A 25,095-nucleotide genomic window follows, 5' to 3' on the forward strand; every position below is an offset into this window, starting at 1 on the left:
TTCACGCAGCCTGCGCTTCTTTTTTTGTTTTGGAAGGTAATTCAACAAAAATCATGCCTAGAAAAATACATAGACATCCGATAATAGCAGAAATAGAAAGTTGTTCATTTGCAACGAGAACGCTTGTTAATGCAGCAAAAACGGGCTCCATTGCGAAAATAATTGCTACTCTCGTTGGAGAAGTGTGTTTTTGTGCCGATGTTTGAATGAAAAAAGCAATAGATGTTGCAAACAGGGCAGTTAGAAAGAGTGCGAATAAAAAGGATTGATTCGTCCATAGTGATACTGAAAATAACTTTTCCCAATCTTCAAACAAGAAAGCGCAAATAGAAGAAAATATACCAACTGCTAATACTTGAGATGTGCTTAATAATAAAGGTGATATTTTTTTAGAAAAGAAGCCGTTAATAAGAATATGGGCAGCGAAAGCGACTGCACAACCAAGAACAAGTATATCTCCTATATTTAATTGGAAAGAATTAGCAGCTGTTAATAAGTACAAACCTGTTGTAGCTACAGCAATACCAAGTACGATGAAAATGGTGGCTTTTTGTTTTAAGAAGATAAATGATAAGATTGGGACCATAACAATGCTTAGCCCAGTTAAGAAACCTGCTTTTGAAGAAGTTGTATAAAGTAAGCCAAATGTTTGTAATAAATAGCCGACAAATAAGAAGAACCCAACCATTAATCCAGCTAAACTACTATGTTTTAATTCTTGTTTTGAAGTTTTCTGTGAGGAAATAATTTGAACGAATAATAAAATAATTCCAGCGAATAAAAAGCGAATACCATTAAACGTAAATGGACCAACGAAAGACATAGCGTTTTGAACGACAACAAACGTAGCTCCCCAAATAAAAGAGACAAATAATAAAGCAAGAGGAGCAATCCACTCTTTTTTCACACTCATACCCCCGTTAATTTTGTAAGATAGCTTTTCTAGCTAATTCATCAGCTACTTTATTTTGACTACTTGGAATCCACTTAATAAAAAAGAGATCGAAGTTTTTTATGTACTGCAGTGCTTCATCTAAAAGAGGTGCAAATATTTTATTTTTTGCGTATTCCTTTTCAACAGCCCGCTCAACAAGCTGCGAATCTGTACGAAAAGAGACAGTGCTATAATTATGCTCGATGCAATATTTTAATGCTAAAAGTAAAGCGCGGTATTCTGCTTCATGATTGGACATTGTTCCAAGTGGTACTGATAATTGTACAGGTGGCTGAACGCCTTTAATAAACACTCCTGCACCAGAAGGACCAGGATTTCCTTTTGATGCACCATCAATATATACTTCAATCAAAATGAGAAACCTCCAAATTATAAGATGATCCCCTACTTAAATATTTTTTTGAAGTAGGGGATAGAGTAGTTATCCGATTGTGATGCTGTAACGACATGTAAATGTTTCATTCGCTTGTAAAGATTGAATTCCCTTTTTGTTCTTGAAATCTTTTGCTGGATTTACTTCATCAGCGATGCCATACCAAGGTTCAATACATAAGAAAGGTGCGTTATCCCCTGGTGTCCATACGCCAACAAATGGGAATCCATCAAATTCTACTTTTACAAATTTATTATGTTTATGAGAACGAATCGAAATTTCATTCGTATTCATATGTTCAAAAATAAGTGCATCATTTTTGAATAAATCATATGTAAGTGGCAATTCAGTCGTATTTTCAGCGATTAATTGCTTTTTGTTTGAAAGATAAGGTCCTTCTAATACGCTTGTTTCTAAGCGTTCCGAACCATTAAACGATAAGTGATAATCTGTAAATGATTCACCGTCCAATAAAGGGAAGTTGAATCCAGGATGTGCTCCGATTGAGAAGAACATCTCTTTTGAAGTAGGATTGTTTACTTCATATGTTATATGAACGCTTTGTCCATTTAGCTCATAAGAAACGAGTAATTCGAATTCGTATGGGTATTTTTTTAATGTTTCTTCATTACTAGTAACGATATAAGTGATTTTTGTTTCGCTTTGTTCTTTCACAGAGAAAGTAAGATCACGAGCGAAACCGTGTTGTGTTAATGAATATGGTTTACCGTCTACGTAGTATGTATTATCTACTAATCGGCCGACAATTGGGAACAAAATTGGTGCACGGCGTCCCCAATAAGTAGAATCACCTTGCCATAAATATTCTGTGTTGTCTTCTTTTAAGCGAACGCTCTGTAATTCTGCACCTTTGTCAGAAATGGAAACGATCACTTTTTCATTTTGAATTGTTGCTGTCATGAAGTGAAACCTCCTAAATCTTTCATATGTTTCATTATACGTTGTCTAAAAGGAAAAAGGTAGTTTATGATAGGAATCTATTGACGAAAGAGGGGCTACCACGTAAAATATAATCTTGTTGCTTAAAAAACGAATAACGTGGTTCGAAACCATCCCACGTAAAAAAACTAAGGAGATTTTGTCATGAATATTAGAACTTTAGTCGGTAATGGTATTTTAGCGGCATTATATATTGCTGTTTCTATGCTTATTCAGCCATTTGGCTTTACGAATGTACAATTTCGTATTTCAGAGATGTTTAATCATCTCGTTGTATTTAACAAGAAAGCAATTTACGGAATTGTATTAGGTGTATTTTTAACGAATCTCTTTTTCTCACCTATGATCGCTTACGATTTAGTGTTTGGAGTAGGGCAATCTATTCTTGCGTTAGTTGCAACGATTATTTCTATGCGATTTATTAAAGGTGTTTGGGCTCGTATGATTTTTAATACAGTTATCTTTACAATTACAATGTTTATGATTGCAATTGAACTTCATCTTGCATTGGGTTTACCATTTATGTTGTCTTGGTTAACTTGTGCAATTGGTGAATTTGTTGTCATGGCGATCGGTATGCCTGTAATGTACTGGATTAATAAGCGAGTACAATTTGAAAGATTTATGTAATAGATGAAAGAGCTATTCCTATAGGGATAGCTCTTTTTGTATGTAATCATATTGAATATAATGCTGTGACTCTAGATAAAATATAATAAAATAAAGTGAGGCTTCAATTAGCCGGATATATATAAGAAGTCTTACATAAGGGGAATGTAGTATGAAATATAAAATTCATTGGTTGTATAAAACGAAGCGTGGATTGCAGACGGAATTAACAACAGAGTATATGAACATAGAAGAAGTACTTCAATTTGCAGAGGATTTTGAGAAAACAGGAAGAGCTAAGGAACTTTTATTTTACGATGAAATGGACGCAGAATGGTCATTAAAAGAGATGAAAAAGTTAAGTAAGCAAGTAGAGGAAGAGCCCCAAGAAATACTCGTTTATTTTGATGGGGGGTATGATGTGCAAACGAAAGAAGCTGGCGTTGGTATATGTGTGTATTATAAAAAAGGAAATACAAACTACCGCATTCGCCGCAATGCATATATAGAAGGTATATATGATAATAATGAAGCGGAATATGCATCATTATTATACGGTATGAATATACTCGAGGAACTAGGGATTAGGTATGAAGCAGTTACACTTCGCGGAGACTCACAAGTGGTACTGCAGCAATTAGCCGGAGAATGGCCTTGTTATGATGAACATTTAAATCATTATTTAGACCAAATTGAGCAAAAGGCGAAGCAAATGAAATTAAAACTTATATGTGAGCCGATATCTAGAAAACAAAATAAAGAAGCACATCAATTAGCTACGCAAGCATTAGAAGGAACAAGTATTGATAGTCATAAAGAAATAACCGAATAGAGAGGTGCAAAGGTGGATAAAAAGCAACTCATTACAGAGGTAAATGACTTATTAGAAACGTATTGTGAAGGATGTTTTTTGCGAGAACATAATCGAAAGACAAATAGTAAGTATTACGCTCATTCATTTTGTATAAGGCAATGTACAGTGGGAGAAACATTGAAAAAGTATGGGGAACAGTTGTCATGAAAAAACATCCAGAGAAAATTCTCTGGATGTTTTTTAGTGTCTTGCTTCGTTTAGTTGATGCTCACATTTATTTAATTTTTTTTCCTCATTCATTAAAAATGGCTCATCTAAATCAGTTGCAACAGATTTCATAATTTCAAGCTGAGAGCGAGCTGCTTCTACAGCAGTAGTAGCATGTTCTAATGTATCTGGATCCATTGAAATTGTTGCTGATCCTACCATTTTTTGTGCTGTTTCTACACGGAATTTCACTTCTTCAAAATCATTTACTTCTGATCCCATTAATAATTCCTCCTTTGTATAGTGCGCATTTCACATAGTTTTTGCTCTGTAAAACGGAAATATACAAAGGAATAACAAAGGAGGTTACCAAGTAAGGTAACCTCCTGTTATATGTTGGATTAAAGTTTTACTACGTTAGCAGCTTGAGGTCCGCGGTTACCTTCAGTAATGTCGAAAGATACTTCTTGACCTTCTTCTAAAGCTTTGTAGCCGTCGCCTTGAATAGCAGAGAAATGTACGAATACATCGTCAGCGCCTTCCATTTCGATAAATCCAAAACCTTTTTCGTTGTTAAACCATTTTACTTTTCCTTGCATGTTACAATTCCTCCTAAAAGCGTTTACTATTTTCATTTAGTGAAATTCATTTTAAAAAAATAATATAAACTAAAAATGCTATATTCTTGAATATTCTGCTAAATGATTAATTTAAATATACACGAATTGGGAGAATTTAGTCAAGTAAGCGATTTTATTTTTTTGTATTTTTAAATAATTTTTCAGTCAAATTTTTAAATAGGTATAGGACAGGCTGAGTATATAATATTCTTAATTGAATGCTATACATAATGAGGTGAAAGAATGAATAAGTCTTACTTATTAGATAATGAAGGAATGAGAACGAGAACCGACATACCGGATTGGGTTGCAAAAGAATTTGAGATTTTTTCAAATGTTGTGTTAGAACCAACTTTTCCATGTTATTTCGGTTTAACAGCTTTGAAAAAGAATGAACTTCGTTATTCATTTCTTTCTCATAATGATTGGAGTCATTTACCACATACAATGTTATCTTTTTTAGAGTTAATGAAAGAGAGGCCGATTGTAAGAAGGGGCTTTTTCCTTTTTGTAGAACCGGAATGTGAAGAACAGCCACTCGAATATTACCGTGATTCCTTTTGGAAAGTGTTACAGTATTTACATGAAAACGATAATCAAGCATGGCCAAAGCAAATTCCTGAAGATCCAGACCATTATTTATGGGAATTTTCATTTGGTGGTGAGCCAATATTCGCATTTGGAAATGCGCCAGCTTATAAACAACGAAAAACTAGACATTTAGGGAATTCTCTCGTTATTGGGTTTCAGCCACGCACTATTTTTGATGGATTAGAGGGAGATCGTCCTAAAGGAGCATATTCAAGACAAATGGTTCGTGAGCGAGTTGAAAAGTGGGATCAATTGCCGAAACATCCTAACATTAGTCATTATGGTGACCCAGAGCATCGTGAATGGAAACAATATTTCATAGGAGACGATGTAGAGCCAATAAAAGGGAAATGTCCTTTTCTTCATAGGATAGAAAAGTAAGAGCCATCACCTAGATGGCTCTTTTGTATATTTTGGATAAAAAAGGGTATTTTATTATGAAAGCTAGTCTATTTTTTCAAATTACATCATTAACTAGTAGTAAAGAGAGTAGAAAGGATAGAGCGATGTTTGGAGCAATTATACAGCAAATCGTATTAGGTATATCATTAGCTGCGCCAGTAGGGCCGATTAATATTGAAATGTTAAAACGAGGAATTGAACGTGGGTTTTGGCACGCTTGGGTTGTTGGAATTGGTGGAATGACTGCAGATGTTTTATTTATGCTTCTCATTTATTTCGGTTTATCTTCTGTGTTTATGTATACATATGTACAAGCCTTCATGTATTGCACGGGTTTTTTCTTGTTATTTTATTTAGGATTTCAAAGTGTAAAACAAGGAATTTTCGACTCGAATATGGAATATAAAAAAGAAGAGGTAGGTGGCCTTAAGCAATCGTTTATGGCAGGATTTTTAATTGCGATATCCAATCCATTAAATCTTGTTTTTTGGTTTGGTATATACGGAAGTACACTTAGCTCATTACTTACGAAGGTAACGAAACAAGAAGCTTTTTTGTACAGTCTTTGCATTATTGTTGGTATTATTTTATGGAATTTAAATATTGCTTTTTCTGTACATTTTGGAAGAACTTTATTAAAACCAAAAGCGCTTGGCTACATAACAGCCGGAGCAGGTATTATTTTAGTAGGTTACTCTATACATTTTGCATACAAAGCTTTACAGTTGTTCACATAAGATTGAAGGGGAGATTTTTATGTATCGAACCACTATTGACGGAAAAGAAATTATAATTACGTTAGCGCCAAAAATCCGAAAAGAAATTACTGATAGAAATCCACTATATGAAGCGGTATTTCATAATGCTGCAAGATTGTTACAAACAAAGCAACCGACGTTTGCAGTAAATCATGAAATATTTGGGCTCATTATTGGAGAAGTGCAAAGAGGAGAAGTAACAGTGTTTGCAGTGGAGCATATTATTCCGAAGCAAAATATATTTGGACCAAACAATTTTTTCTCGACAATAGAACAGCAGGCAAATTTGTAAAGTGAATAGAATAAGAATAGAAAAGAAATAGTCGTAACGATATGTTGCGGCTGTTTTTTGGGAAAAGGGGGAAACAAGATGAAGAAAGTGGGGAAAGAGTTCTTTTTACAACATGATATCGTTATTATGTATAGCATTCTATTTGTTTTCATTATTATTTTAAAAATGCAATTTTTTACGTGGTTTGGCATGTTAGCATGTATGTTTGGGATTGTTTTCTATACACTTAATGAATATATGACACATCGTTTTTTATTCCATATAAAGCCACCTAAAAACACATTTCTATTAAAAATGTTAAGAAGATTGCATTATGATCACCACGTATATCCAGATGATTTAAAACTTTTGTTTTTACCTGTATGGTTTAGTATACCTAGTTTTACTATATATTTACTTATAGCATATGGTATTACAAAAAGTTTTACTATTACACTTTCATTTGGAATCGGAATGATTATTATGCTGCTCGTTTACGAATGGAAACATTATATTGCTCATAGACCGATTCGTCCCGTCACTAAGTTTGGAAGATGGCTAAAAAAACAACATATATTACACCATTATAAAAATGAAAAGTTTTGGTTTGGTGTTTCAAATCCAGTATTCGATTTTATATTTGGAACACTGAAAGACGGAAAAGATGTTGAGCTAAGCGAAACGGCTCGTAATTTAGAAAAGGAAAAAAAGACAAAAGTAGTGCGTTAAGCACTGCTTTTGTCTTAATGAGGATAAATAAGTAAAGTGTCACTTTATTTTGAAAAAGTATATTAAAAATTTGGGGGAAATTGCCGAAAAATGTCTATCAAAAAATCTTTGCATGAATGCATGGATTGTCTAAAATGAATGTAAGTTTCTGAATATTTATAAAATTTAGTCTTTAGGTATGCAAGGGGGAAGTGTATTTCAAGTAAGAGAGGGGATCGGTTAATGAAACGAGACGATACGTCAGCACGTAAGTTGCAAAATGAGGTGAATTATACAGAGGTCGTTCAGTCGGAAGAATTTCAATTGTTATTAAATACGAAAAAGAAGTTTATCATTCCAATGAGTATTTTCTTTTTTAGTTTTTTTATCGCATTACCTATTCTAACATCGTATTCAAAGGTGCTTAATACACCTGCATTTGGAGACGTTACATGGGCGTGGGTATTTGCTTTTTCCCAATTTATCATGACATGGGCACTATGTATGATTTATAGCAAAAAAGCAGAATCATTTGATGAAATCTCCCGAAAAATTCTGCAAGATATGCAAAAAGGGAGGGGCTGAACTTGAATACTACTGCATTTGCACTATTTTTAATTATTGTTCTTGGTACGCTCGTCATAACCTATTTTGCATCGAAAAAAACGAAAAATGCGAGTGAATTTTATACGGCTGGAGGGGGATTAACTGGTTGGCAAAATGGTCTGGCCATTGCTGGAGATTACATGTCTGCTGCTTCATTTCTCGGTATAGCTGGAGCAATCGCATTAACTGGGTTTGATGGATTCTTTTATAGTATCGGTTTTTTAGTTGCTTATCTAGTTGTACTATATCTTGTTGCAGAACCGCTTAGAAATTTAGGAAAGTACACTTTGGCGGATATGATTGCAGCACGCTTTGATGCGAAAAAAGTTCGCGGAGTTGCAGCTCTTAATACGATGACGATTTCTATCTTTTATATGATTGCACAATTAGTTGGCGCGGGTGCACTTATTAAATTATTATTAGGGATTGAATATACGACATCTGTATTAATCGTTGGAACACTTATGACGGTGTATGTTATTTTTGGAGGTATGACAGCAACGAGCTGGGTACAAATCGTAAAGGCTGTATTACTTATGGCTGGTACGTTTATTATTTCTGTTATCGTTTTCGCAAAATTCAACTTCAGCGTGACTGAAATGTTCGCTCAAATGAAAACAGCTACACCTTTAAAAGATTCATTTTTAAATCCAGGTGTAAAGTATAAGGATGGTCTTGATACACTTTCTTTAAATTTAGGACTAGTACTTGGTACAGCTGGATTACCACATATACTTGTCCGCTTTTTTACAGTACGTGATGCAAAAACTGCACGTCAATCTGTCGTATATGCGACGTGGTTAATTGGTGCATTTTATATTATGACGATTTTCTTAGGATTTGGTGCGGCAGCGTTTGTAGGAAATGAAGCGATTATTAAAGCGAACCCAGCTGGTAATATGGCGGCACCTTTATTAGCCAAAGCGTTAGGTGGAGACTTCTTATTTGCTTTCGTATCAGCAATTGCTTTTGCAACCATTTTGGCTGTAGTGGCAGGTCTTGTATTAACAGCAGCATCAGCATTCGCTCATGATTTTTATAATGAAATCATTCGTAAAGGAAAATCAACGGAAAAAGAGCAAGTATCCATGGCTCGTTATGCATCTATTGGAGTAGCGATACTATCTATCATACTTGCATTATTTGCCCAAACATTAAACGTAGCATTTTTAGTATCATTAGCATTTGCAGTTGCAGCGAGTGCAAATCTACCAGTAATTTTATTTACAATATATTGGAAGCGTTTTAATACAACGGGTGCTATTTCGGGTATGATTGTAGGTCTCGTATCAGCAATTGTTCTCGTAGCGTTGAGTCCGAATGTTTGGAACCCTGTAGCTGGAAAAGCTATTTTTGTTGGGGAAGCGTTATTCCCATATACGACACCAGGAATTATTTCAATTCCACTCGGATTTCTTGCAGCATATTTAGGAACGGTTTTATCTAGTAAGAAAGAAGATGAAGCGAAATTTGATGAAATTCTAGTGAAATCTAATACTGGTCATGGCATTAGCGATGCGTCTTCACATTAAATAAAAGAGGAGCTTTTCGATAGATAAGAAAAGCTCTTTTTTCTTTTGTCATTTTCTTGTAAATATTACTGATTTGTAAGTAGGATTTGTCTTAATTTTGTGGAATGAAAATAGCAGGGAGAAATTTAAGTCATCATGGCACCAGCGCAGCTTTTGTGAAAAATAAGTTGTTATGGAAGGTGGAAGTAATGATGAAAACGAAGCAAACTGATGAATTATTAGCAAAAGATGAGCAATATGTTTGGCACGGAATGCGTCCCTTTAGTCCAAATAGTACAATGGTAGGGGCAAAAGCTGAAGGGTGCTGGGTTGAAGATATACAAGGAAAAAGATATTTAGATGGTATGAGTGGCCTTTGGTGTGTCAATAGTGGATATGGAAGAAAAGAGCTCGCAGAAGCGGCTTATAAGCAATTACAAACATTATCATACTTTCCAATGTCACAATCCCATGAGCCAGCTATAAAGCTTGCTGAAAAGTTAAATGAGTGGCTTGGGGGAGAGTATGTTATTTTCTTCTCAAATAGTGGTTCAGAAGCGAACGAAACAGCTTTTAAAATAGCAAGGCAATACTATGCTCAAAAAGGTGAACCACATCGTTATAAATTTATGTCACGTTACCGTGGGTATCACGGGAATACAATGGCGACAATGGCAGCGACGGGACAAGCGCAGCGTAGATATCAGTATGAGCCGTTTGCTTCAGGTTTTTTACACGTAACACCACCGGATTGTTACCGTATGCCTGAAATTGAAGGGCAGCATATTTATGATGTAGAATGTGTGAAAGAAGTCGATCGTGTTATGACGTGGGAATTAAGTGAAACAATTGCCGCTTTTATTATGGAACCAATTATTACAGGCGGGGGCATATTAATGCCACCACAAGACTATATGAAAGCTGTTCATGAGACGTGTCAAAAACACGGTGCCTTGCTTATTAGTGATGAAGTAATTTGCGGTTTCGGTCGTACAGGAAAAGCATTTGGTTTTATGAATTATGATGTGAAGCCAGATATTATTACAATGGCAAAGGGCATTACGAGCGCATATTTACCATTATCTGCAACAGCTGTGAAAAAAGAAATATATGAGGCTTTTAAAGGTAAAGGAGAATATGAATTTTTCCGCCATATTAATACATTTGGTGGAAATCCAGCAGCTTGTGCATTAGCACTTAAAAACTTAGAGATTATGGAAAATGAAAATTTAATCGAGCGATCTGCGCAAATGGGTTCCCTTTTATTAGAGCAACTAAAAGATGAAATTGGGGAACATCCGCTTGTTGGGAATATTAGAGGAAAAGGTCTATTAGTTGGAATTGAATTAGTAAATGATAAAGAGACGAAAGAGCCAATTGATAACGACAAAATTGCAAGTGTTGTAAATGCTTGTAAAGAAAAGGGCTTAATTATAGGACGAAACGGTATGACAACAGCAGGATATAATAACGTTTTAACATTAGCGCCGCCTCTTGTTATTTCAAGTGAAGAGATTGCTTTCGTTGTTGGAACGTTGAAGACAGCGATGGAGCGTATTTAATAAATAGAGAGAGGAGCGAGCTGTAATATAAGGCTCGCTCTTGTTTAGTAGGAGGGGACTTTTAATGGAGAAATATGATCCTAACAAACATTATCACATCGGATATTATGAAGACGGATATGATTTAGAAGTGACGGCGTACAAAAGAATAAATGAACCAGTTTGGGATGCTTATATTCCGCACTATGAGGCAGACGATTTTTATAAGAAAGTGGAGGGAATGAAGCTAGGTAAATATATAGATGATTATGGCATTATGGTGTATTCATTTGGCAATGATATTGATGATGATGAAGCACGAATTATTTTTGAAAAATGGTTAAAAAAGAACGGGATTGTTTAAAGATAAAACAAAAAGGAGATTGCTATCTTATAAAATAGCAATCTCCTTTTATTATAGTAAATTTATTTACTTGCTTTCATTGCTTTATCTTTTGCACCAAAAGTGTATTTTAACATTGGTGGTGTAATCATTGTAGTTAAAATAACGACAATAACGATTGCTGTAAAGTAATCTTGTGCCAATAGACCTGAAGAAAGTCCTGTTCCTGCGATGATAAGTGCAACTTCACCACGAGAAACCATTCCAGCACCGATAATTGCAGAAGACTTAGCGTCAAATCCAGTCATTCGAGCACCGAATCCACAGCCGATTAATTTCGTTAATACAGCGATAACAGTTAATGCTAAGATGAACCAAATTTGATTGCCGATACCGTCAAATGTAATATTCATACCGATACTAACGAAGAATACTGGAACGAACATAGCGTAAGCAATTGGTTCTACTTTCTTTTCTACTTCATGTTTGTAGTTTGTTTGAGAAATTGCAATACCAGCAGCGAAAGCACCGATAATACCAGCAATTCCTAATAATTCGCCGAAATATGCGAATGAGAAACAGATGATAAGAGCCGCGCTCACGATAGACTCAGATACGCGCAGTGGTGATAACCAGCGCATAATCGCAGGAACACCTTTCCATCCGATTAAAATAATAGAAGCGAAGAATACTACTTTCTTCAAGATAACCATTGTTAAGTTAACATCATCAGTACCTAAGAAGCTCATTGCAAATGCTAATAAAATAACAACAAGAATGTCATCAAATACAGCTGCGCCTAGCATAGTTGTACTTTCACGTGTTTTCATTTTACCTAAATCACGAAGTGTTTGTACGGAAATACTAACACTTGTCGCACATAGAAGTAATCCTAAGAATACAGCGTTTCCTTGTTCCATTCCCATCACAAGACCGGAAACGTAACCACCTACGAATGGAAGAATGATACCTCCGAGTGCAACTGCTAAAGAAGAATTACGATTTGCGTTTAATTCTTCTAAGTCTGTTTCAAGTCCAGCCATAAACATTAAGAGAATAACCCCGACATTACTTAATTGAGTTAGAAGCTCTGAATTTTCAATCCAACCTAATACAGCTGGACCGATAACGATACCGACAATTAATTTACCTAGTACAGAAGGTTGACCTAATCTAACACTAAGATCACCAGCAAGCTTTGTACTTAATAAAATAAGTGCAATTTGAAAGAAAAATTCGAATTCCATCTGATCCTCTCCTCGTCATTTTTAATTTTATCATACGATTTCTCGGAATTTGCCTAATGAAAATATGTAAAACCCATTAAACAAAAGGGTCTGATTACAAGTTCTTTTGAACTCGTAATTTGAACCTGTAATTAATATATAATAGATTTTATAAAAAATCAATGAAAAAATGGGAGCTTTTTGAGGAAGAAGCTGTCTTATTGGGATATAGGTGTAAGAGTAGTGTGTGAATTTTATATGTATAAAATAGTATGAAGTCCTTTTCCATTACAAATAATAAATTCTACATACTATTTCACGAACTATAACTGTGAAAGGGAGGATTTATAATTTGAAGGCATTAAAAAATAACTTGTCTATTGTTGCTTTAGGTGGAGTAAATGAAATAGGAAAAAATATGTATGCTATCCAATATGAAAATGATATTGTCGTCATTGATTGTGGATCTAAATTTCCAGATGAAAGTTTATTAGGGATTGATTTAATAATTCCAGACGTCACATATTTGCAAGAAAATAAAGAAAAAATTCGCGGTTTAATAGTAACGCACGGGCATGAGGACCATATTGGCGGAATACCATATTTTTTAAAACAACTAAATGTACCAATCTATGCAACAAAGTTAACGTTAGGTTTAATTGAAATTAAATTAAAGGAACACAATCTTCAAAATGATACGGAATTAATCGTTATTCATTCAGAATCAGAAATTGATTGTGGTTCTATTAAGGCAACTTTTTTTAAAACGAACCACAGTATTCCGGATTGTCTCGGTATTGTTTTTCATACACCAGAAGGTACTGTAGTACATACAGGTGATTTTAAATTTGATTTAACACCAGTAAATAATCAACACCCTGATATTCATAAAATGGCTAAAATAGGAAGTGAAGGTGTACTAGCTTTATTATCTGAAAGCACAAATGCAGAACGTCCAGGTTTTACTCCATCAGAAAGGTCAGTAGGAGAACGGATAGAGGAAATATTTATGAAAGCAAATAGAAAAGTAATTATTTCTACGTTTGCTTCTAATGTGAATCGTGTTCAGCAAATAGTTGAAGCATGTATAAAAACAAATCGAAAACTAGCTTTGCTAGGGAGAAGTATGGTAAATGTAGTAGAGGTTGCTCTAGAGAAAGGTTATTTACATATTCCAGAAGGTATGTTGATTGAAGCAAATGAGGTAAATCGTTTAGATCCAAAGCAGGTTGCAATACTTTGTACAGGAAGTCAAGGAGAACCAATGGCAGCTTTAGCGCGTTTAGCTAGTGGAAACTATAGACAAGTGGATATTTTACCAGAAGATACGGTTATTATAGCCGCGACCCCTATCCCAGGAAATGAACGTAACGTTTCTCGAATTATCGATAATTTATTTGCATTAGGAGCAAAGGTGATTTACGGATCAGGTAGTTCTACTGGAGTGCATGTATCCGGTCATGCATATCAAGAAGAGTTGAAGTTAATGCTTACATTAATGAAGCCAAAATATTTTATTCCAATTCATGGAGAGTTTAGAATGCTACACCACCATAGTTTGTTAGCAGAATCAATTGGTATTGAAAAGGAAAATATCTTTATTGTACGTAATGGAGATGTTGTAGATATAAGTAATGAAGTGGCAATTCAATCTAGAAGAATACAGGCAGGAAATATATATGTAGATGGATTAGGAATTGGAGATGTTGGAAATGCATTATTACGTGATCGTAAACAACTTTCAGAAGATGGAATGCTTGTTATAGTTATTACTTTTAATAAAGTGGATGGAGAAATAATTTCAGGTCCAGATATTATTTCTCGTGGATTTGTCTATGTCCGTGATTCAGAAGAATTTCTAAGAGAATTAAATAAATTAGCTGTTATTACGATTAATAATTTAAAGAAAGAGAATGTGAATAGCTGGGGTATTTTGAAAAGGGAGGTAAGAGAAGCATTAGGGAAGTATATATATACAAATACAAAACGAAAGCCGATGATTCTTCCTATAATAATAGAGGTTTAATAGTAAAAAAGAATTCTCGTATGGGAATTCTTTTTTGTTTTGAAGAGAAAATGAACATATAATGAAATAAATAGAAATGGAAGGAAATAAAAGATGTTATTAAATAAACGTTTTACAATTGGAGAAATGGCGAAAATGCATAATATCGCAGAATCTACATTAAGGTATTATGATGAAAAAGGAATTTTTCATCCGTCCATTGTGGATCCTCAAACGAATTATCGTTATTATACAATCGATCAATTTTCACTGTTAGATACGATTAAATTTTTACGCCAGTTAAATATTCCGTTAAAGGAAATTAAGAAATATATTGATGAAAGAAATCCAGCATACGCACTCAATTTACTGGAAAAACAACAAGAGATGATGCTGAAGAAACAAAGAGAAATTGAGTATGCTTTGGCGAAAATGGAGCATAGAATTCATTTAATTAAGAAAGCAACAAAAGCAAAAGCTGAACAAATGGTAATTAAAGAGATTCCGCAGCGAAAAATTACAGCAATTGCGGTTGCTCCAAATACGACGGATGATATGTTTGAGTACTACATTCATTCGTTACAAAAAAATATGAGGCAAATGGATGATAGTTTATTTTCTGGAGATATTGGTGTAACTGTTGCGAAAAAAGGATTAATGCAAAATGAGTTTCAAGCATATAGCAGTGTATTTATTCTTTTGGATTATATGCCGTATGAAGTGCATACTTCAGATGAAATTAAAGAAGGTTTATATGCTTGCTCTTATCATCATGGACCGTATGAAGAAACAGATGCAACGTACAAGGAGTTACTTACATACATTGATAAAGAAGGTTACGAAGTACATGGAGATTCGATTGAGATTGGATTGATTGATTGGTCTGTAACAGAAAATCCAGAGGAGCAAGTAACAGAAATTCAAATTCCTGTAGTAAAAAAATAAGATGAACACCTTTGAATTGATTACAAATTTACATTCATTAGTATAAGTCAGTTACCTGTTTTTTTAATTCTCTCTTGACCTTCAAGTTACTTGAAGGTTTAAACTAAGAAAAGAGAGTTGAAAAAAAGGAGCATATTAGAGTATGGAAGCAACAGAAAAATTAAGAGAAAAACCGATAAAAAGCTTATTTATTTCTTATTTAATACCAGCCGTTCTTGGAATGGTATTAATGTCAGTGAATATTGTAATTGACGCGGTCATGATTAGTAGAGGAGTTGGGGCGAACGGTTTAGCAGGAGTGAACGTGGCTATTCCAGCATTTTCGATTTTCTTCTCTATTTCATTATGGATCGGAATGGGCGGGGCAACGTTATACTCCATTGCATTAGGTGAAAATAAACGAGAGAGAGCAAGGTCTATTTTTACTCAATCCATGACGGTAGCAGTTGTTATCGTAGGTGTTTTAGCGGCTATTTGCTTATGGAGAATAGAAGATTTAGCATACTTATTTGGTGCAAATGAAGTGATTCTACCATATGCGTTAGACTATTTACACGTATTATTAACATTTGGAATGATATACGTTTTAGAAAATATTTTAAGTACATTCATACGAAATGATGGAAATCCTAATTTAGCAATGGCTGGTCTTGTTGTAACAGCTGTATTAAATATAGTGTTTGACTATATCTTTATTTTTATCTTTGGATGGGGCGTAACAGGTGCTGCTTCAGCGACTATTCTTTCGGCAGCGATTGGTTTCCTTGTATTATTAACTCATTTCTTTAGAAAAAGTAGTATTTTAAAGTGGACGAAATTCCATTTTGAATGGGATACTGTCAAACAAATTATGGTGATTGGTTTCCCAAGTTTTACAGCAGAAAGTACGGTTGCAATCGTAACGATTGGTTTTAATATCGCATTCGTCCAATATGCAGGAGAAGTAGGAGTAGCTTCCTATGCGATGGTGAATAGTATTCATGCAATGACATTACTATTATTCTTTGGTGTTGGAGCAGCATTACAGCCAATTGCTAGTTTCCATTATGGGGCAAATTTATCAGAGAGACTTCGTGAAGGATTGAAGTTTGCTGTGAAAATTGCAGTTGTCCTCGGAGGCATTGCGATAATTGTCGGATTATTCTTCGGGAAATATATCATTGGTTTATTTGATGTTCAATCTCCAGAATTATTGGAGTTAACCTTAACAGGTATTAGCTTATTCTTTATCCAATACGTATTTTTAGGTTATAACATTGTGTATGGAGAGTATTTCCAATCAGTGCGACAAACGAAGAAATCAGTACTTATTATAATGAGCCGAGGATTACTATTTATTATTCCATTGTTATGGATTATGCCGAAATTATTTGGGATAAACGGAATTTGGCTCGTTATGCCAGTTGCAGAAGTAATGACAGCGATTATCGTATTTACGATGAATCGTATGAAACATCCTGTTCCATTAAATATGGCAGGAGAGAAAGAAGCGATATGATGAAGAAAATCCCCTTAAGCAATTAAGGGGATTTTTTTATTCCTTTAAACTAATCGCAAAAGATCCATCCGTTTCTTGAACAGAAGCAAAGGCAACGTTTTTAATATTTGTAATTCCTTTTTCCTTTAATTCTTTATATAACCATTTTTCATCTTTATGTATTAACTTTAAGTTATCATATTGAATTTGTGAATCGACGATAAGTGCAATTGGTAATCCAGCATACTTAACTTCTATGTTTAAATCTTTTGGAGTTAATGGTACAAGTTCTCTTTTTGGTAAAATACTAATAGCGCCGTTCGCTTCTAAAATAGCGTATTCAATTTCATGAACACTTGGATATCCTGCAACGCGAAGGTTAGAAAGTAATTCAGCAATTGGATATCTACTTTTTTGTAAATTCTCAAAAATAATGTCACCATGTTTAATTAAAATAATAGGGTGCCCGAGAATAAAACGATTTAGTTTGTTGAATAGGCTTAATTTTGTAAGGATTAAATGTAAACATGTAATTACAAGCATACCGAGAAAAGCTTGCAAAGCACCAGAGACTGGTATGGCCTGAAAAGCTAAATAAGATAAAAAGATAATAGCACCAAAATCATGAGGAGTTAGTTGTGCTAAAGCTGATTTACCGAGCATCTTAAGTGATAGTAAAAATAAAATAAAAAAGAACGATACGTTACATAAAAAGAGAAGCAATAGAGACACTCCTTCGTGCAAAGTTGTACTTACTGTTCCCGAAAGAAATATAAATATTACTTTCTAGAGGATAAATTAGGTTGAATTGGAATTTGTCTGTATACAAACAAATAAATGGATATTATCATGAAAGAAGTAAAGAACATAGGAGTATATGGATATGAAAAAGAAAAAAATAATTAAGTATATGATAGGAATTATAATGGTTTGCGCCGTTTATGTGGGATTTTTACAATATAACATTTATAAGCATGGGCAAATGAATGCGACCTATGAAGCTGATTATATAATTGTATTGGGCTCGAAAGTAAACGGAACGAAACCATCGTACTCATTGCAATATCGTATTGATAAAGCAGCTGAGTATTTGAAATCACATGATAAAGCAATCGCTATTGTATCTGGAGGGAAAGGAAAAGGGGAAGATATTTCAGAAGCATTAGCAATGAAAAATGAATTAATGAAATTAAAAATTGCAGAAGACCGCATTATAATGGAAGATAAGTCAACGAGTACTGATGAAAATATTAAATTCTCAAAACCTTTAATTCCGGACAATATGAAAAAAGGAATGATTGTAACAAACGATTTCCACATGTTTAGAGCGAAAAAAATAGCAGCTAAGCAAGGGTTACAATTAGAAGGTCTTCCGACCGAAACACCAAAGCGAATTGTCATTCCATCGAATATACGTGAGTATTTAGCCATTACGCAATATTGGTTTATGAATCGAATATAGAGAAAAAAATCCCGTCTGAAAGTCCAGGTGGGATTTTTTGAGGGAAATCTTACAAACATGTCATCTTAATGAAAGGTAAAGCGATAGTTTCTAGAATGGATTCCTGACATAATGAAGATAACAAAAACTATTTAGAGGTGAGTCGGATGAAAGGAAATAATATACTATCTTCACTATGTTACTTTAGTATCTTTTTTGCACCATTTTTACTACCAATTATCGTGTACTTCGTTGCGGAAGATGAAGTGAAATACCACGCGAAAAAAGCATTTTGGTCACATATTTTCCCGTACGCAATTTTATTCGGAGGATTAGCGATATCAGGAATATTCGGTTTAGGATTCAATCAATCTGACGGTGCTGGAATTGGAATGATGATCACATATGCAGTGTTCATTCTTGTAGGAATTTACTACTTCATTTGGAATATCGTAAAAGGTATTAAAGTTTTGAAAACAGCGTAATAAGATAAGAAATAATATGATGTAAATCTGTCGGTATAATTTCATTTACCGTATTAATAAACGTTTTAAAAAGAGCAATTCAAAAAGAATTGCTCTTTTTGTGCTTATAAGTTGTGAATATTGAAAAAGATATGTTAATTTTTCATTAGGAAGAGAAAAAGGAGTGATTTTCATGAATGAGATGATACATAAAATGGAGCAACACGTTTCAGTTCGTAAATATAAAGAAGAACCTATTCCGAAAGATGTAGTAGAAAGAATGGTGCAAGCTGCGCAGCATGCTGCGTCCTCGCATTTTGTACAGGCTTATTCTGTTATATATGTAACAGATCAAGACCTAAAGATTAAACTAGCAGAGCTATCCGGAAATCGTCACGTGAAAGACTGTGCAGCATTCTTTGTTTGTTGTGCAGATTTAAAACGACTTGAAATGGCATGTGAAAAACATGGTACCGAGATAAAGCATGAAGGAGTAGAAGATTTTATCGTTGCGACAGTAGATGCTTCACTTTTTGCGCAAAACTTAGCGCTAGCAGCAGAATCGTTAGGATACGGTATTTGTTATATTGGTGGTATTCGTAATAATCCGAGAGAAGTGAGTGAACTGCTTCATTTACCTGATAAAGTATATCCTGTATTCGGAATGACAGTCGGCGTACCAGATGAAGATCATGGAGTGAAACCACGTTTACCGGTAGCAGCAATTCTTCATGAAAATGGATATGATGAACAAAAATATGATGAATTACTAAACGAATATGATGAAACGATGAACGCGTATTATAAAGAAAGATCATCAAACAAGAAAAACGTAACATGGACGGAATCAATGAGTTCGTTTATGTCTAAAGAAAAAAGAATGCATATGAAAGAGTTCTTAAGTGAAAAAGGATTAAATAAGAAGTGAGTAAAGAGGCAAACCTGTGATGTAGGTTTGTCTTTTTGGGAAGGAGAAATACCTAAGGCCAGAAAGTTGTTTATTCTTTCTGAACTTAGGTATTTTGTTTTTTATCATATACATAGAAATAAAAATTAATAATTTTTTACAAAAGTGATAGAAAATGAGAATGAAATGCCAATAGTAAGTAAAAGCGGCATAATAGCCGCTTTTTATCGTTTTATTTAGTATTTGATTTGAAATGTTTATCTTATGAAAGAAAGATTATTGCTAATTGTAAACTGTCAATAAAGTTATTTAAGTTTTGATATGGAATACCCTGCCGGAAAATACAGCAATAATTTTGTTTGAACATATCTGTTATGGCACAATCTAAAGCATCTTCTATAACAAGTTCAAACTTTCAATAAGAAGATAACCCCCTGTACAACTTAAAAGAATGTACGTAAATATTTTAAAAATCCGTTGATTAAGCCATTTAAAAATAATTTGACCTATAAACAAACCTAAAAATACAATTGGAATGGCATAAAAACTTGATTCCCAAATGGTTTTGTTTGTGCCAGTAAAGAGTATTTGAGTTACTAGGCTAATGAAATATATAAACAAATAAAAAGCTAATGTAGTTGCTCTTAACTTCTCTTTTTCAGTATCAGTTCCTGTAAAATAAAGTAACAGGGGTGGACCGGGCATACCGATACTTGTCGTTAAAAGACCAGATAATCCACCAACTATGAAATCTCTAGATTGTGTTGATCTAACCTTAACGTTGCATATTAGCAATAATGTTAATAGTAAGAGTAGGATGCTAACTGCTAATTTAAAAGTGTTTATGTTAACGGAAATGAAAATTAAAATGCCAAAAGGAACACCAACTATACTTCCAAAAATAAACCTTTTCAGTAGAACAAAATCAACGTCCATTCTTATTTTCCAAATGAGTGAAATGGAAATAATTAAAGATAAAATAATGTTTATTTGTATAGCTTCTTGTGGTAGAAATAACATAAGTAAGAAAGGGGTTGCCATTATGGAAAAGCCAAAACCTGTACTTGCTTGCAGAATAGAAGCCACTAATATAATACATACGAAAATGAATGTGATACCCAAAACAGCCCTCCTATTTAATCAAGTTTAACTAGTTAAAGTCTATTATTTAAGTGCAATATTTCACAAACTCATTTGTATTTTAACATAAATATCTAGTTTTTTCTCAAATAGTATTGCCATATAAGGCTCTTTAACTAAAAAATCCGACTTACATTTTGAAACAATTTTATTATGGGGAAACAAATAATGAATGGGATCAAAATGTATTGATTATCATTAATTTATTCACTGAGATCCCCGCGATAAAACAAGAACAGCCATATAAAACTTACAAAAATACAGCATGTAGCTAATAAACTGCCAATCATTTGAGGAGAAAGAATTTCTAACAGCCCTCCTGTAAAAAACATCGATAACTGAATAAGAGATCCGTAAATAGAATAATGGAATGAAAAAACTTTACCTATCATATTTTCGTGTGTGTAAGTTTGAAGTAATGTCGTATCAAGTGGAACGATGATTCCTCCTGCTATACGCATACAGAATAAAGTAATGATACCGATAATAAGTTGATCGGATAGAATGAATCCGAGAAAGAAAATTCCTTGTAATAAGTAGGCCCAACCGAATACTTTTTTCATTTTTTCTTTATTATGGGATATATAAAGATTAACGAGAAGGCTTCCTATCATAAGCCCAGCCCCTTGAACCGTATATAAAATCCCAATGTTCGTATGGAAAATTTTTTCGGCATAGATCGTTAGAAGTAGTTGATAAGCGCCTCCAATAATGCCCCATGAAATGCCGACAAGAATTAATGTTAAAATGATTTTTGTTTGTAATATGTATGTATAACCACCTTTTATATCAGTGAAAAATGTTTCTTATTCCATAGTAAACAATATGTTGTTAGTTGAAATCGCAAATAAGAGGGATATAAATTCATACGAAAGTATGAAAAAAACAGCTCAAATATGAGCTGTTTTTCTATAGTTTTTCGTTCATTTGTCAAGGATAGGATATATTAATATCCGTATCCGCCGCCACCCCAACAGCTACATCCGATGATGATTAGAAGGATGAATAGTACGATAAGCAAAGCAAATCCACCGCCGAAACCAGCGCAACTTCCACCATAACTCATATGTTTTCCTCCTTTTTAATAAGTTAATCTATATGGTTCATGGACTACTATATACAGTATGTTTTTTGTATAGAAAACGAGCCAGTCTCATTTATAATTAGACAAATGCCTGTAGATTCATTAGGATTGCATGTTAGTGATTTGTAAATAAACCTTTACGTAATTCATAATTTAGGCATAAAAAATAAAAAATTGTAAAAAAAACCATTTTCTTATTTTTTTATGAGAGAATATGTACTATAATTTTACAAGTAATATTATGGGAAAAGGGAGTTTTAGTATAGAGATGGAGATGGGACAATTAAAAAATAAAATAGAAAACAAAAAGAAAGAGTTAATTCAACTTGTTGCGAGACACGGATTGGATCATGATAAAGTTTTGTTATTTAGTCGTGATTTAGATATACTTATTAATAAGTTTATGAACATAAAAGACAAAGTGCATAAATAAAAAATTTATAGTTTTTTATATTAAGATGTTTCACGGAAAGGAGAGGACAGTAATTGGAACATTTACAGGAAGAATTGTATAAACAAATAAAAGAAGAAAAAGGTACAGTTACAATTTTCTTAAAGAGTGGCGTTAGAATAGTAGGAGAAATTGTTGGAGTGGATAAATTTACAGTTTTAATCTTAGTGGATGGAAAACAACAGCTTATTTATAAGCAGGCTATATCAACAATAATGAAATAAGACACTCTTGTTGAGTGTCTTATTTCATTATTGCTTGCATGCCTCAACATCAATGCCGGCAGCAATTAACTTCTTTTCTCCATCTTGTTCAATGATTTTTTGTAATTTAGATAGGAAAGAATCAAAGTTTGTATGCTTTGCTACTTGGAATGTCATTTTATGTTCAATTGGTAGCCACGTATCAATATCAGCTTCGTTATGCTGGATTTTCACCTCAAGTTTATCGAGTGCATTAGCAACTTTTGCTTCGTACGTTTCTTTCGCTTCAAACTCCATCCATAAGTCATATAATTCCTCACCGAGAGAACCTGTTAATGTTTGTTTAATATTTAAAATAGCTTCTAGTTCATTTTTTTGTTTTTGTAGCTGTAAGTCATGACTATTCATTGTATCAAATGCAGGGATATCACCAGCTTCGGCTTCGACTAGATCGTGAATAATAACCATTTTAAGTAATTTCTCAATATTTACTTTTTGATCCAAATAAGGTTCAACTAAAATGGCCATTAGAGACATGCGCCATGTATGTTCGGCAACACTTTCTTGACGTCCGTTGGAAAGCCAGCTATGTCGCATTTCATATTTTAGTTTTTCTGCTAATGCAATGACTTGTAAAATGTTGTGTTCCATCGTGATCCTCCTCACTTATTCATACCATAATTCTAATATAGAAATGAAATGTGTCAATTTCATGAGTATATTGCGATAAACAGATGATAAGCGTATAATACATGTTATATGTGAAAACGTATTATTAAAATAAAAAAATGTTATATAAAAATGGAAAGGAAAGGGCAGAAATATGGGAGAGAAAAATCAAGTATTAGCTAGACCACAAAGAAGAAAAAGGAAGTTTGATATTTCTAGCCCAGTGGGCATTATAGTAGGTTTCATTATAGTGATAGCGGCAATTATGCTTGGCGGCGGTGGAATAAAAGCTTTCAAAAACTTTTTAGATGTTTCATCTATTTTAATTGTCATAGGGGGAACAACAGCGACAATTGTTGTGGCATATCGATTTGGAGAAATAAAAAAATATACGAAAAGCATTTTTACTGTTTTACATAGAAGAGAAGAAGATTTAGAACAGTTAACGGATTTGTTTGTCGATTTTTCGAAAAAGTCTAAAAAGCACGGCTTGCTTTCTTTAGAGGTAGATGGAGAGCAAGTGGATAATCCTTTTATTCAAAAAGGAATTCGATTAATGTTAAGCGGTTACGATGAAGATGAATTAAAAGAAGTGTTATTGAAAGATATTGAAACGGAAGTGTATGAGTTAAGAAAAGGAGCAGCATTATTAGATAAAATTGGTGATTTTGCTCCAGCTTGGGGCATGATAGGGACTTTAATTGGTCTTATCATTATGCTCCAAAACTTACAAGATACATCGCAAATTGGTACAGGGATGGCAGTTGCGATGTTAACGACATTATATGGGTCTGTACTTGCGAATATGATTGCAATCCCTCTTGCGGAAAAAGTATATCGTGGTATTGAAGATTTATATACAGAGAAGAAGTTTGTAATAGAAGCAATTTCAGAATTGTATCGTGGACAAATCCCTTCTAAATTAAAGTTGAAACTGGATACATACGTATACGAAACAAAGGTAAAAAAGGTAAAAGGAGCAGCCTAATATTTCAAGGAGTGGTATGATGAGTAAAGGACCGCAAAAGGGATCGCCTCGTTGGATGACGACTTTTACAGATTTAACGATGTTATTATTAACTTTCTTTGTATTACTAGTTGCTACATCAAAGCAAGATGCAGTAAAATTGTCAAAGATGCTTGAAAAGTTTAGTGATACGGAGCAAGTAGATGCAAAAGTAATGGAAAATACAATACCGGATATTTCACATGAAAAAAATGATGAAAAAATGATTTCAAAAAAGAGAATGGATGAATTATATAAGAAGTTAAAAGCGTATGTAGATAATAACGGTATTAGTCAAGTGAATGTATATCGAGAGGATACAGGGGTAAGCGTCGTTATAGTAGATAATTTAATATTTGATACAGGCGATGCGAACGTTAAGCCCGAAGCGAAAGGGATAATAAGTCAATTAGTTGGATTTTTTCAATCCGTACCTAACCCAATTGTTGTAGAGGGACATACAGATAGTAGACCCATTCATAACGAGAAATTCCCTTCTAATTGGGAGTTATCTTCAGCACGAGCGGCAAATATGATTCACCATTTAATTGAAGTGTATAATGTGGATGATAAAAGGCTAGCTGCGGTAGGATATGCAGACACAAAGCCAATTGTACCAAATGATTCACCGCAAAACTGGGAAAAAAACCGTCGCGTTGTTATTTATATAAAAGAGTAGTATATTATTATTTTAATAATAAAATAATAAAAATACGAAAATTCTTTTAAAAAAATATTAAATTTTATCATTTTATTTTGTATAATGAGTGAGAATGATAAGGTGAAATATTAAGATATATTTATACAT

The 25,095-nt window shown here is 33.7% G+C and carries 31 protein-coding genes, 1 pseudogene and 1 riboswitch; of the genes and pseudogenes, 21 read left to right on the forward strand and 11 right to left on the reverse strand.

Annotation, left to right across the window (positions count from 1 at the left end; all coding sequences use genetic code 11):
• Window position 1: 1 nt before the first annotated feature.
• The 3 genes from ACUL40_RS00170 to ACUL40_RS00180 all read right to left on the reverse strand — a co-directional run bounded on the left by ACUL40_RS00170 (window position 2) and on the right by ACUL40_RS00180 (window position 2,249).
• Window positions 2-907 (reverse strand): DMT family transporter, encoded by a 906-nt coding sequence (locus tag ACUL40_RS00170; protein WP_063219992.1) that lies wholly within the window; start codon window positions 905-907, stop codon window positions 2-4.
• 13 nt (window positions 908-920) lie between these two features.
• Window positions 921-1,307 (reverse strand): reverse transcriptase-like protein, encoded by a 387-nt coding sequence (locus ACUL40_RS00175; protein ID WP_000573880.1) that lies wholly within the window; start codon window positions 1,305-1,307, stop codon window positions 921-923.
• A 69-nt stretch (window positions 1,308-1,376) separates the two neighbouring features.
• Window positions 1,377-2,249, reverse strand: a complete 873-nt coding sequence (locus ACUL40_RS00180; protein WP_000127417.1) for an aldose 1-epimerase family protein — start codon at window positions 2,247-2,249, stop codon at window positions 1,377-1,379.
• 132 nt (window positions 2,250-2,381) lie between these two features.
• A riboswitch (PreQ1 riboswitch) is annotated at window positions 2,382-2,426 on the forward strand.
• Between the two features lie 6 nt (window positions 2,427-2,432).
• On the opposite strand from ACUL40_RS00180, the gene ACUL40_RS00185 reads away from it, so the two are divergent.
• The 3 genes from ACUL40_RS00185 (at window position 2,433) to ACUL40_RS00195 (ending at window position 3,918) form a co-directional block, all read left to right on the forward strand.
• The gene (locus ACUL40_RS00185) at window positions 2,433-2,918 is read left to right on the forward strand and encodes a QueT transporter family protein (RefSeq protein WP_001026474.1); all 486 of its coding nucleotides are present in this window, start codon (window positions 2,433-2,435) and stop codon (window positions 2,916-2,918) included.
• A 151-nt stretch (window positions 2,919-3,069) separates the two neighbouring features.
• The gene (locus ACUL40_RS00190; RefSeq protein WP_063219993.1) at window positions 3,070-3,729 is read left to right on the forward strand and encodes a ribonuclease H family protein; all 660 of its coding nucleotides are present in this window, start codon (window positions 3,070-3,072) and stop codon (window positions 3,727-3,729) included.
• A gap of 12 nt (window positions 3,730-3,741) precedes the next feature.
• Window positions 3,742-3,918: a zinc-finger domain-containing protein gene (locus ACUL40_RS00195; RefSeq protein ID WP_000358801.1), complete on the forward strand. Its 177-nt coding sequence runs from the start codon at window positions 3,742-3,744 to the stop codon at window positions 3,916-3,918.
• Between the two features lie 33 nt (window positions 3,919-3,951).
• Here ACUL40_RS00195 and ACUL40_RS00200 read toward each other — a convergent pair whose 3' ends face one another.
• Together ACUL40_RS00200 and cspB are read right to left on the reverse strand one after the other, a co-directional pair.
• Window positions 3,952-4,200 carry a DUF2564 family protein gene (locus tag ACUL40_RS00200; RefSeq protein ID WP_000534392.1) on the reverse strand — a complete coding sequence of 83 codons (249 nt, stop codon included), beginning with the start codon at window positions 4,198-4,200 and terminating at the stop codon, window positions 3,952-3,954.
• A gap of 119 nt (window positions 4,201-4,319) precedes the next feature.
• Window positions 4,320-4,517 carry a cold shock-like protein CspB gene (gene cspB / locus ACUL40_RS00205; protein ID WP_001161731.1) on the reverse strand — a complete coding sequence of 66 codons (198 nt, stop codon included), beginning with the start codon at window positions 4,515-4,517 and terminating at the stop codon, window positions 4,320-4,322.
• Between the two features lie 264 nt (window positions 4,518-4,781).
• Here cspB and ACUL40_RS00210 point away from each other — a divergent pair, with 264 nt between their 5' ends.
• From ACUL40_RS00210 to ACUL40_RS00245, 8 genes are all read left to right on the forward strand, one after another.
• On the forward strand, window positions 4,782-5,510 hold the full coding sequence (locus tag ACUL40_RS00210; RefSeq protein WP_001043767.1) for a YqcI/YcgG family protein: 729 nt from the start codon (window positions 4,782-4,784) through the stop codon (window positions 5,508-5,510).
• Between the two features lie 14 nt (window positions 5,511-5,524).
• Window positions 5,525-6,268: a LysE family transporter gene (locus ACUL40_RS00215; protein ID WP_001196841.1), complete on the forward strand. Its 744-nt coding sequence runs from the start codon at window positions 5,525-5,527 to the stop codon at window positions 6,266-6,268.
• Between the two features lie 19 nt (window positions 6,269-6,287).
• Window positions 6,288-6,581, forward strand: a complete 294-nt coding sequence (locus ACUL40_RS00220) for a hypothetical protein (protein ID WP_000286361.1) — start codon at window positions 6,288-6,290, stop codon at window positions 6,579-6,581.
• A gap of 78 nt (window positions 6,582-6,659) precedes the next feature.
• Window positions 6,660-7,289, forward strand: coding sequence for a sterol desaturase family protein (locus ACUL40_RS00225; protein ID WP_059303967.1), 630 nt, complete (start codon window positions 6,660-6,662; stop codon window positions 7,287-7,289).
• Window positions 7,290-7,511: 222 nt separating this feature from the next.
• The gene (locus tag ACUL40_RS00230) at window positions 7,512-7,853 is read left to right on the forward strand and encodes a DUF485 domain-containing protein (RefSeq protein WP_000817366.1); all 342 of its coding nucleotides are present in this window, start codon (window positions 7,512-7,514) and stop codon (window positions 7,851-7,853) included.
• Between the two features lie 2 nt (window positions 7,854-7,855).
• Complete coding sequence (locus ACUL40_RS00235; protein ID WP_001098240.1) at window positions 7,856-9,406, forward strand: solute symporter family protein; 1,551 nt, start codon at window positions 7,856-7,858, stop codon at window positions 9,404-9,406.
• 191 nt (window positions 9,407-9,597) lie between these two features.
• Entirely contained in the window at window positions 9,598-10,947 is a 1,350-nt protein-coding gene (locus tag ACUL40_RS00240; RefSeq protein ID WP_000850962.1) for an aspartate aminotransferase family protein, read from the forward strand.
• A gap of 64 nt (window positions 10,948-11,011) precedes the next feature.
• Window positions 11,012-11,290 (forward strand): DUF3986 family protein, encoded by a 279-nt coding sequence (locus tag ACUL40_RS00245; protein ID WP_000417068.1) that lies wholly within the window; start codon window positions 11,012-11,014, stop codon window positions 11,288-11,290.
• A gap of 62 nt (window positions 11,291-11,352) precedes the next feature.
• Here the strand turns inward: ACUL40_RS00245 and ACUL40_RS00250 are convergent, their stop codons facing one another.
• Window positions 11,353-12,516 (reverse strand): cation:proton antiporter, encoded by a 1,164-nt coding sequence (locus ACUL40_RS00250; protein ID WP_000393901.1) that lies wholly within the window; start codon window positions 12,514-12,516, stop codon window positions 11,353-11,355.
• 331 nt (window positions 12,517-12,847) lie between these two features.
• On the opposite strand from ACUL40_RS00250, the gene ACUL40_RS00255 reads away from it, so the two are divergent.
• The 3 genes from ACUL40_RS00255 to ACUL40_RS00265 all read left to right on the forward strand — a co-directional run bounded on the left by ACUL40_RS00255 (window position 12,848) and on the right by ACUL40_RS00265 (window position 16,943).
• Window positions 12,848-14,521: a ribonuclease J gene (locus ACUL40_RS00255; RefSeq protein WP_000645618.1), complete on the forward strand. Its 1,674-nt coding sequence runs from the start codon at window positions 12,848-12,850 to the stop codon at window positions 14,519-14,521.
• A gap of 93 nt (window positions 14,522-14,614) precedes the next feature.
• Window positions 14,615-15,445 (forward strand): MerR family transcriptional regulator, encoded by an 831-nt coding sequence (locus ACUL40_RS00260; RefSeq protein WP_000925935.1) that lies wholly within the window; start codon window positions 14,615-14,617, stop codon window positions 15,443-15,445.
• Between the two features lie 142 nt (window positions 15,446-15,587).
• Window positions 15,588-16,943: an MATE family efflux transporter gene (locus ACUL40_RS00265; protein WP_000388399.1), complete on the forward strand. Its 1,356-nt coding sequence runs from the start codon at window positions 15,588-15,590 to the stop codon at window positions 16,941-16,943.
• A gap of 36 nt (window positions 16,944-16,979) precedes the next feature.
• On the opposite strand, the gene ACUL40_RS00270 is transcribed toward ACUL40_RS00265, so the two are convergent.
• Window positions 16,980-17,645 carry a DUF421 domain-containing protein gene (locus ACUL40_RS00270; RefSeq protein ID WP_000923927.1) on the reverse strand — a complete coding sequence of 222 codons (666 nt, stop codon included), beginning with the start codon at window positions 17,643-17,645 and terminating at the stop codon, window positions 16,980-16,982.
• Between the two features lie 160 nt (window positions 17,646-17,805).
• On the opposite strand from ACUL40_RS00270, the gene ACUL40_RS00275 reads away from it, so the two are divergent.
• The 3 genes from ACUL40_RS00275 to nfsA all read left to right on the forward strand — a co-directional run bounded on the left by ACUL40_RS00275 (window position 17,806) and on the right by nfsA (window position 19,755).
• Window positions 17,806-18,384: a YdcF family protein gene (locus ACUL40_RS00275; RefSeq protein ID WP_000727394.1), complete on the forward strand. Its 579-nt coding sequence runs from the start codon at window positions 17,806-17,808 to the stop codon at window positions 18,382-18,384.
• A 146-nt stretch (window positions 18,385-18,530) separates the two neighbouring features.
• Entirely contained in the window at window positions 18,531-18,848 is a 318-nt protein-coding gene (locus tag ACUL40_RS00280; RefSeq protein WP_000678038.1) for a DUF4870 domain-containing protein, read from the forward strand.
• A 172-nt stretch (window positions 18,849-19,020) separates the two neighbouring features.
• Complete coding sequence (nfsA, locus tag ACUL40_RS00285; RefSeq protein WP_445423047.1) at window positions 19,021-19,755, forward strand: oxygen-insensitive NADPH nitroreductase; 735 nt, start codon at window positions 19,021-19,023, stop codon at window positions 19,753-19,755.
• A gap of 375 nt (window positions 19,756-20,130) precedes the next feature.
• On the opposite strand, the gene ACUL40_RS00290 is transcribed toward nfsA, so the two are convergent.
• The 3 genes and pseudogenes from ACUL40_RS00290 to ACUL40_RS00300 all read right to left on the reverse strand — a co-directional run bounded on the left by ACUL40_RS00290 (window position 20,131) and on the right by ACUL40_RS00300 (window position 21,940).
• Entirely contained in the window at window positions 20,131-20,856 is a 726-nt protein-coding gene (locus tag ACUL40_RS00290; protein WP_046392533.1) for a sulfite exporter TauE/SafE family protein, read from the reverse strand.
• 221 nt (window positions 20,857-21,077) lie between these two features.
• Window positions 21,078-21,680 (reverse strand): annotated as a pseudogene (locus ACUL40_RS00295) (MFS transporter); the annotation flags it as partial.
• Between the two features lie 140 nt (window positions 21,681-21,820).
• Entirely contained in the window at window positions 21,821-21,940 is a 120-nt protein-coding gene (locus ACUL40_RS00300; RefSeq protein WP_000120179.1) for a YjcZ family sporulation protein, read from the reverse strand.
• Between the two features lie 232 nt (window positions 21,941-22,172).
• Here ACUL40_RS00300 and ACUL40_RS00305 point away from each other — a divergent pair, with 232 nt between their 5' ends.
• Both ACUL40_RS00305 and hfq read left to right on the forward strand, forming a co-directional pair.
• On the forward strand, window positions 22,173-22,391 hold the full coding sequence (locus ACUL40_RS00305) for an aspartyl-phosphate phosphatase Spo0E family protein (RefSeq protein ID WP_000291688.1): 219 nt from the start codon (window positions 22,173-22,175) through the stop codon (window positions 22,389-22,391).
• Window positions 22,392-22,444: 53 nt separating this feature from the next.
• Window positions 22,445-22,633: an RNA chaperone Hfq gene (gene hfq, locus ACUL40_RS00310; RefSeq protein WP_025688342.1), complete on the forward strand. Its 189-nt coding sequence runs from the start codon at window positions 22,445-22,447 to the stop codon at window positions 22,631-22,633.
• A 27-nt stretch (window positions 22,634-22,660) separates the two neighbouring features.
• Here hfq and ACUL40_RS00315 read toward each other — a convergent pair whose 3' ends face one another.
• Window positions 22,661-23,263, reverse strand: coding sequence for an HD domain-containing protein (locus tag ACUL40_RS00315; protein ID WP_000400752.1), 603 nt, complete (start codon window positions 23,261-23,263; stop codon window positions 22,661-22,663).
• Window positions 23,264-23,435: 172 nt separating this feature from the next.
• On the opposite strand from ACUL40_RS00315, the gene ACUL40_RS00320 reads away from it, so the two are divergent.
• Window positions 23,436-24,269, forward strand: coding sequence for a flagellar motor protein MotP (locus tag ACUL40_RS00320; RefSeq protein WP_000504191.1), 834 nt, complete (start codon window positions 23,436-23,438; stop codon window positions 24,267-24,269).
• Between the two features lie 19 nt (window positions 24,270-24,288).
• A complete protein-coding gene (locus tag ACUL40_RS00325) occupies window positions 24,289-24,966 on the forward strand; it encodes an OmpA family protein (RefSeq protein WP_000033625.1) in 678 nt (225 codons plus the stop codon).
• The last annotated feature ends 129 nt before the right edge of the window (window positions 24,967-25,095 follow it).

Source organism: Bacillus sp. KNSH39 (genome assembly GCF_052656585.1).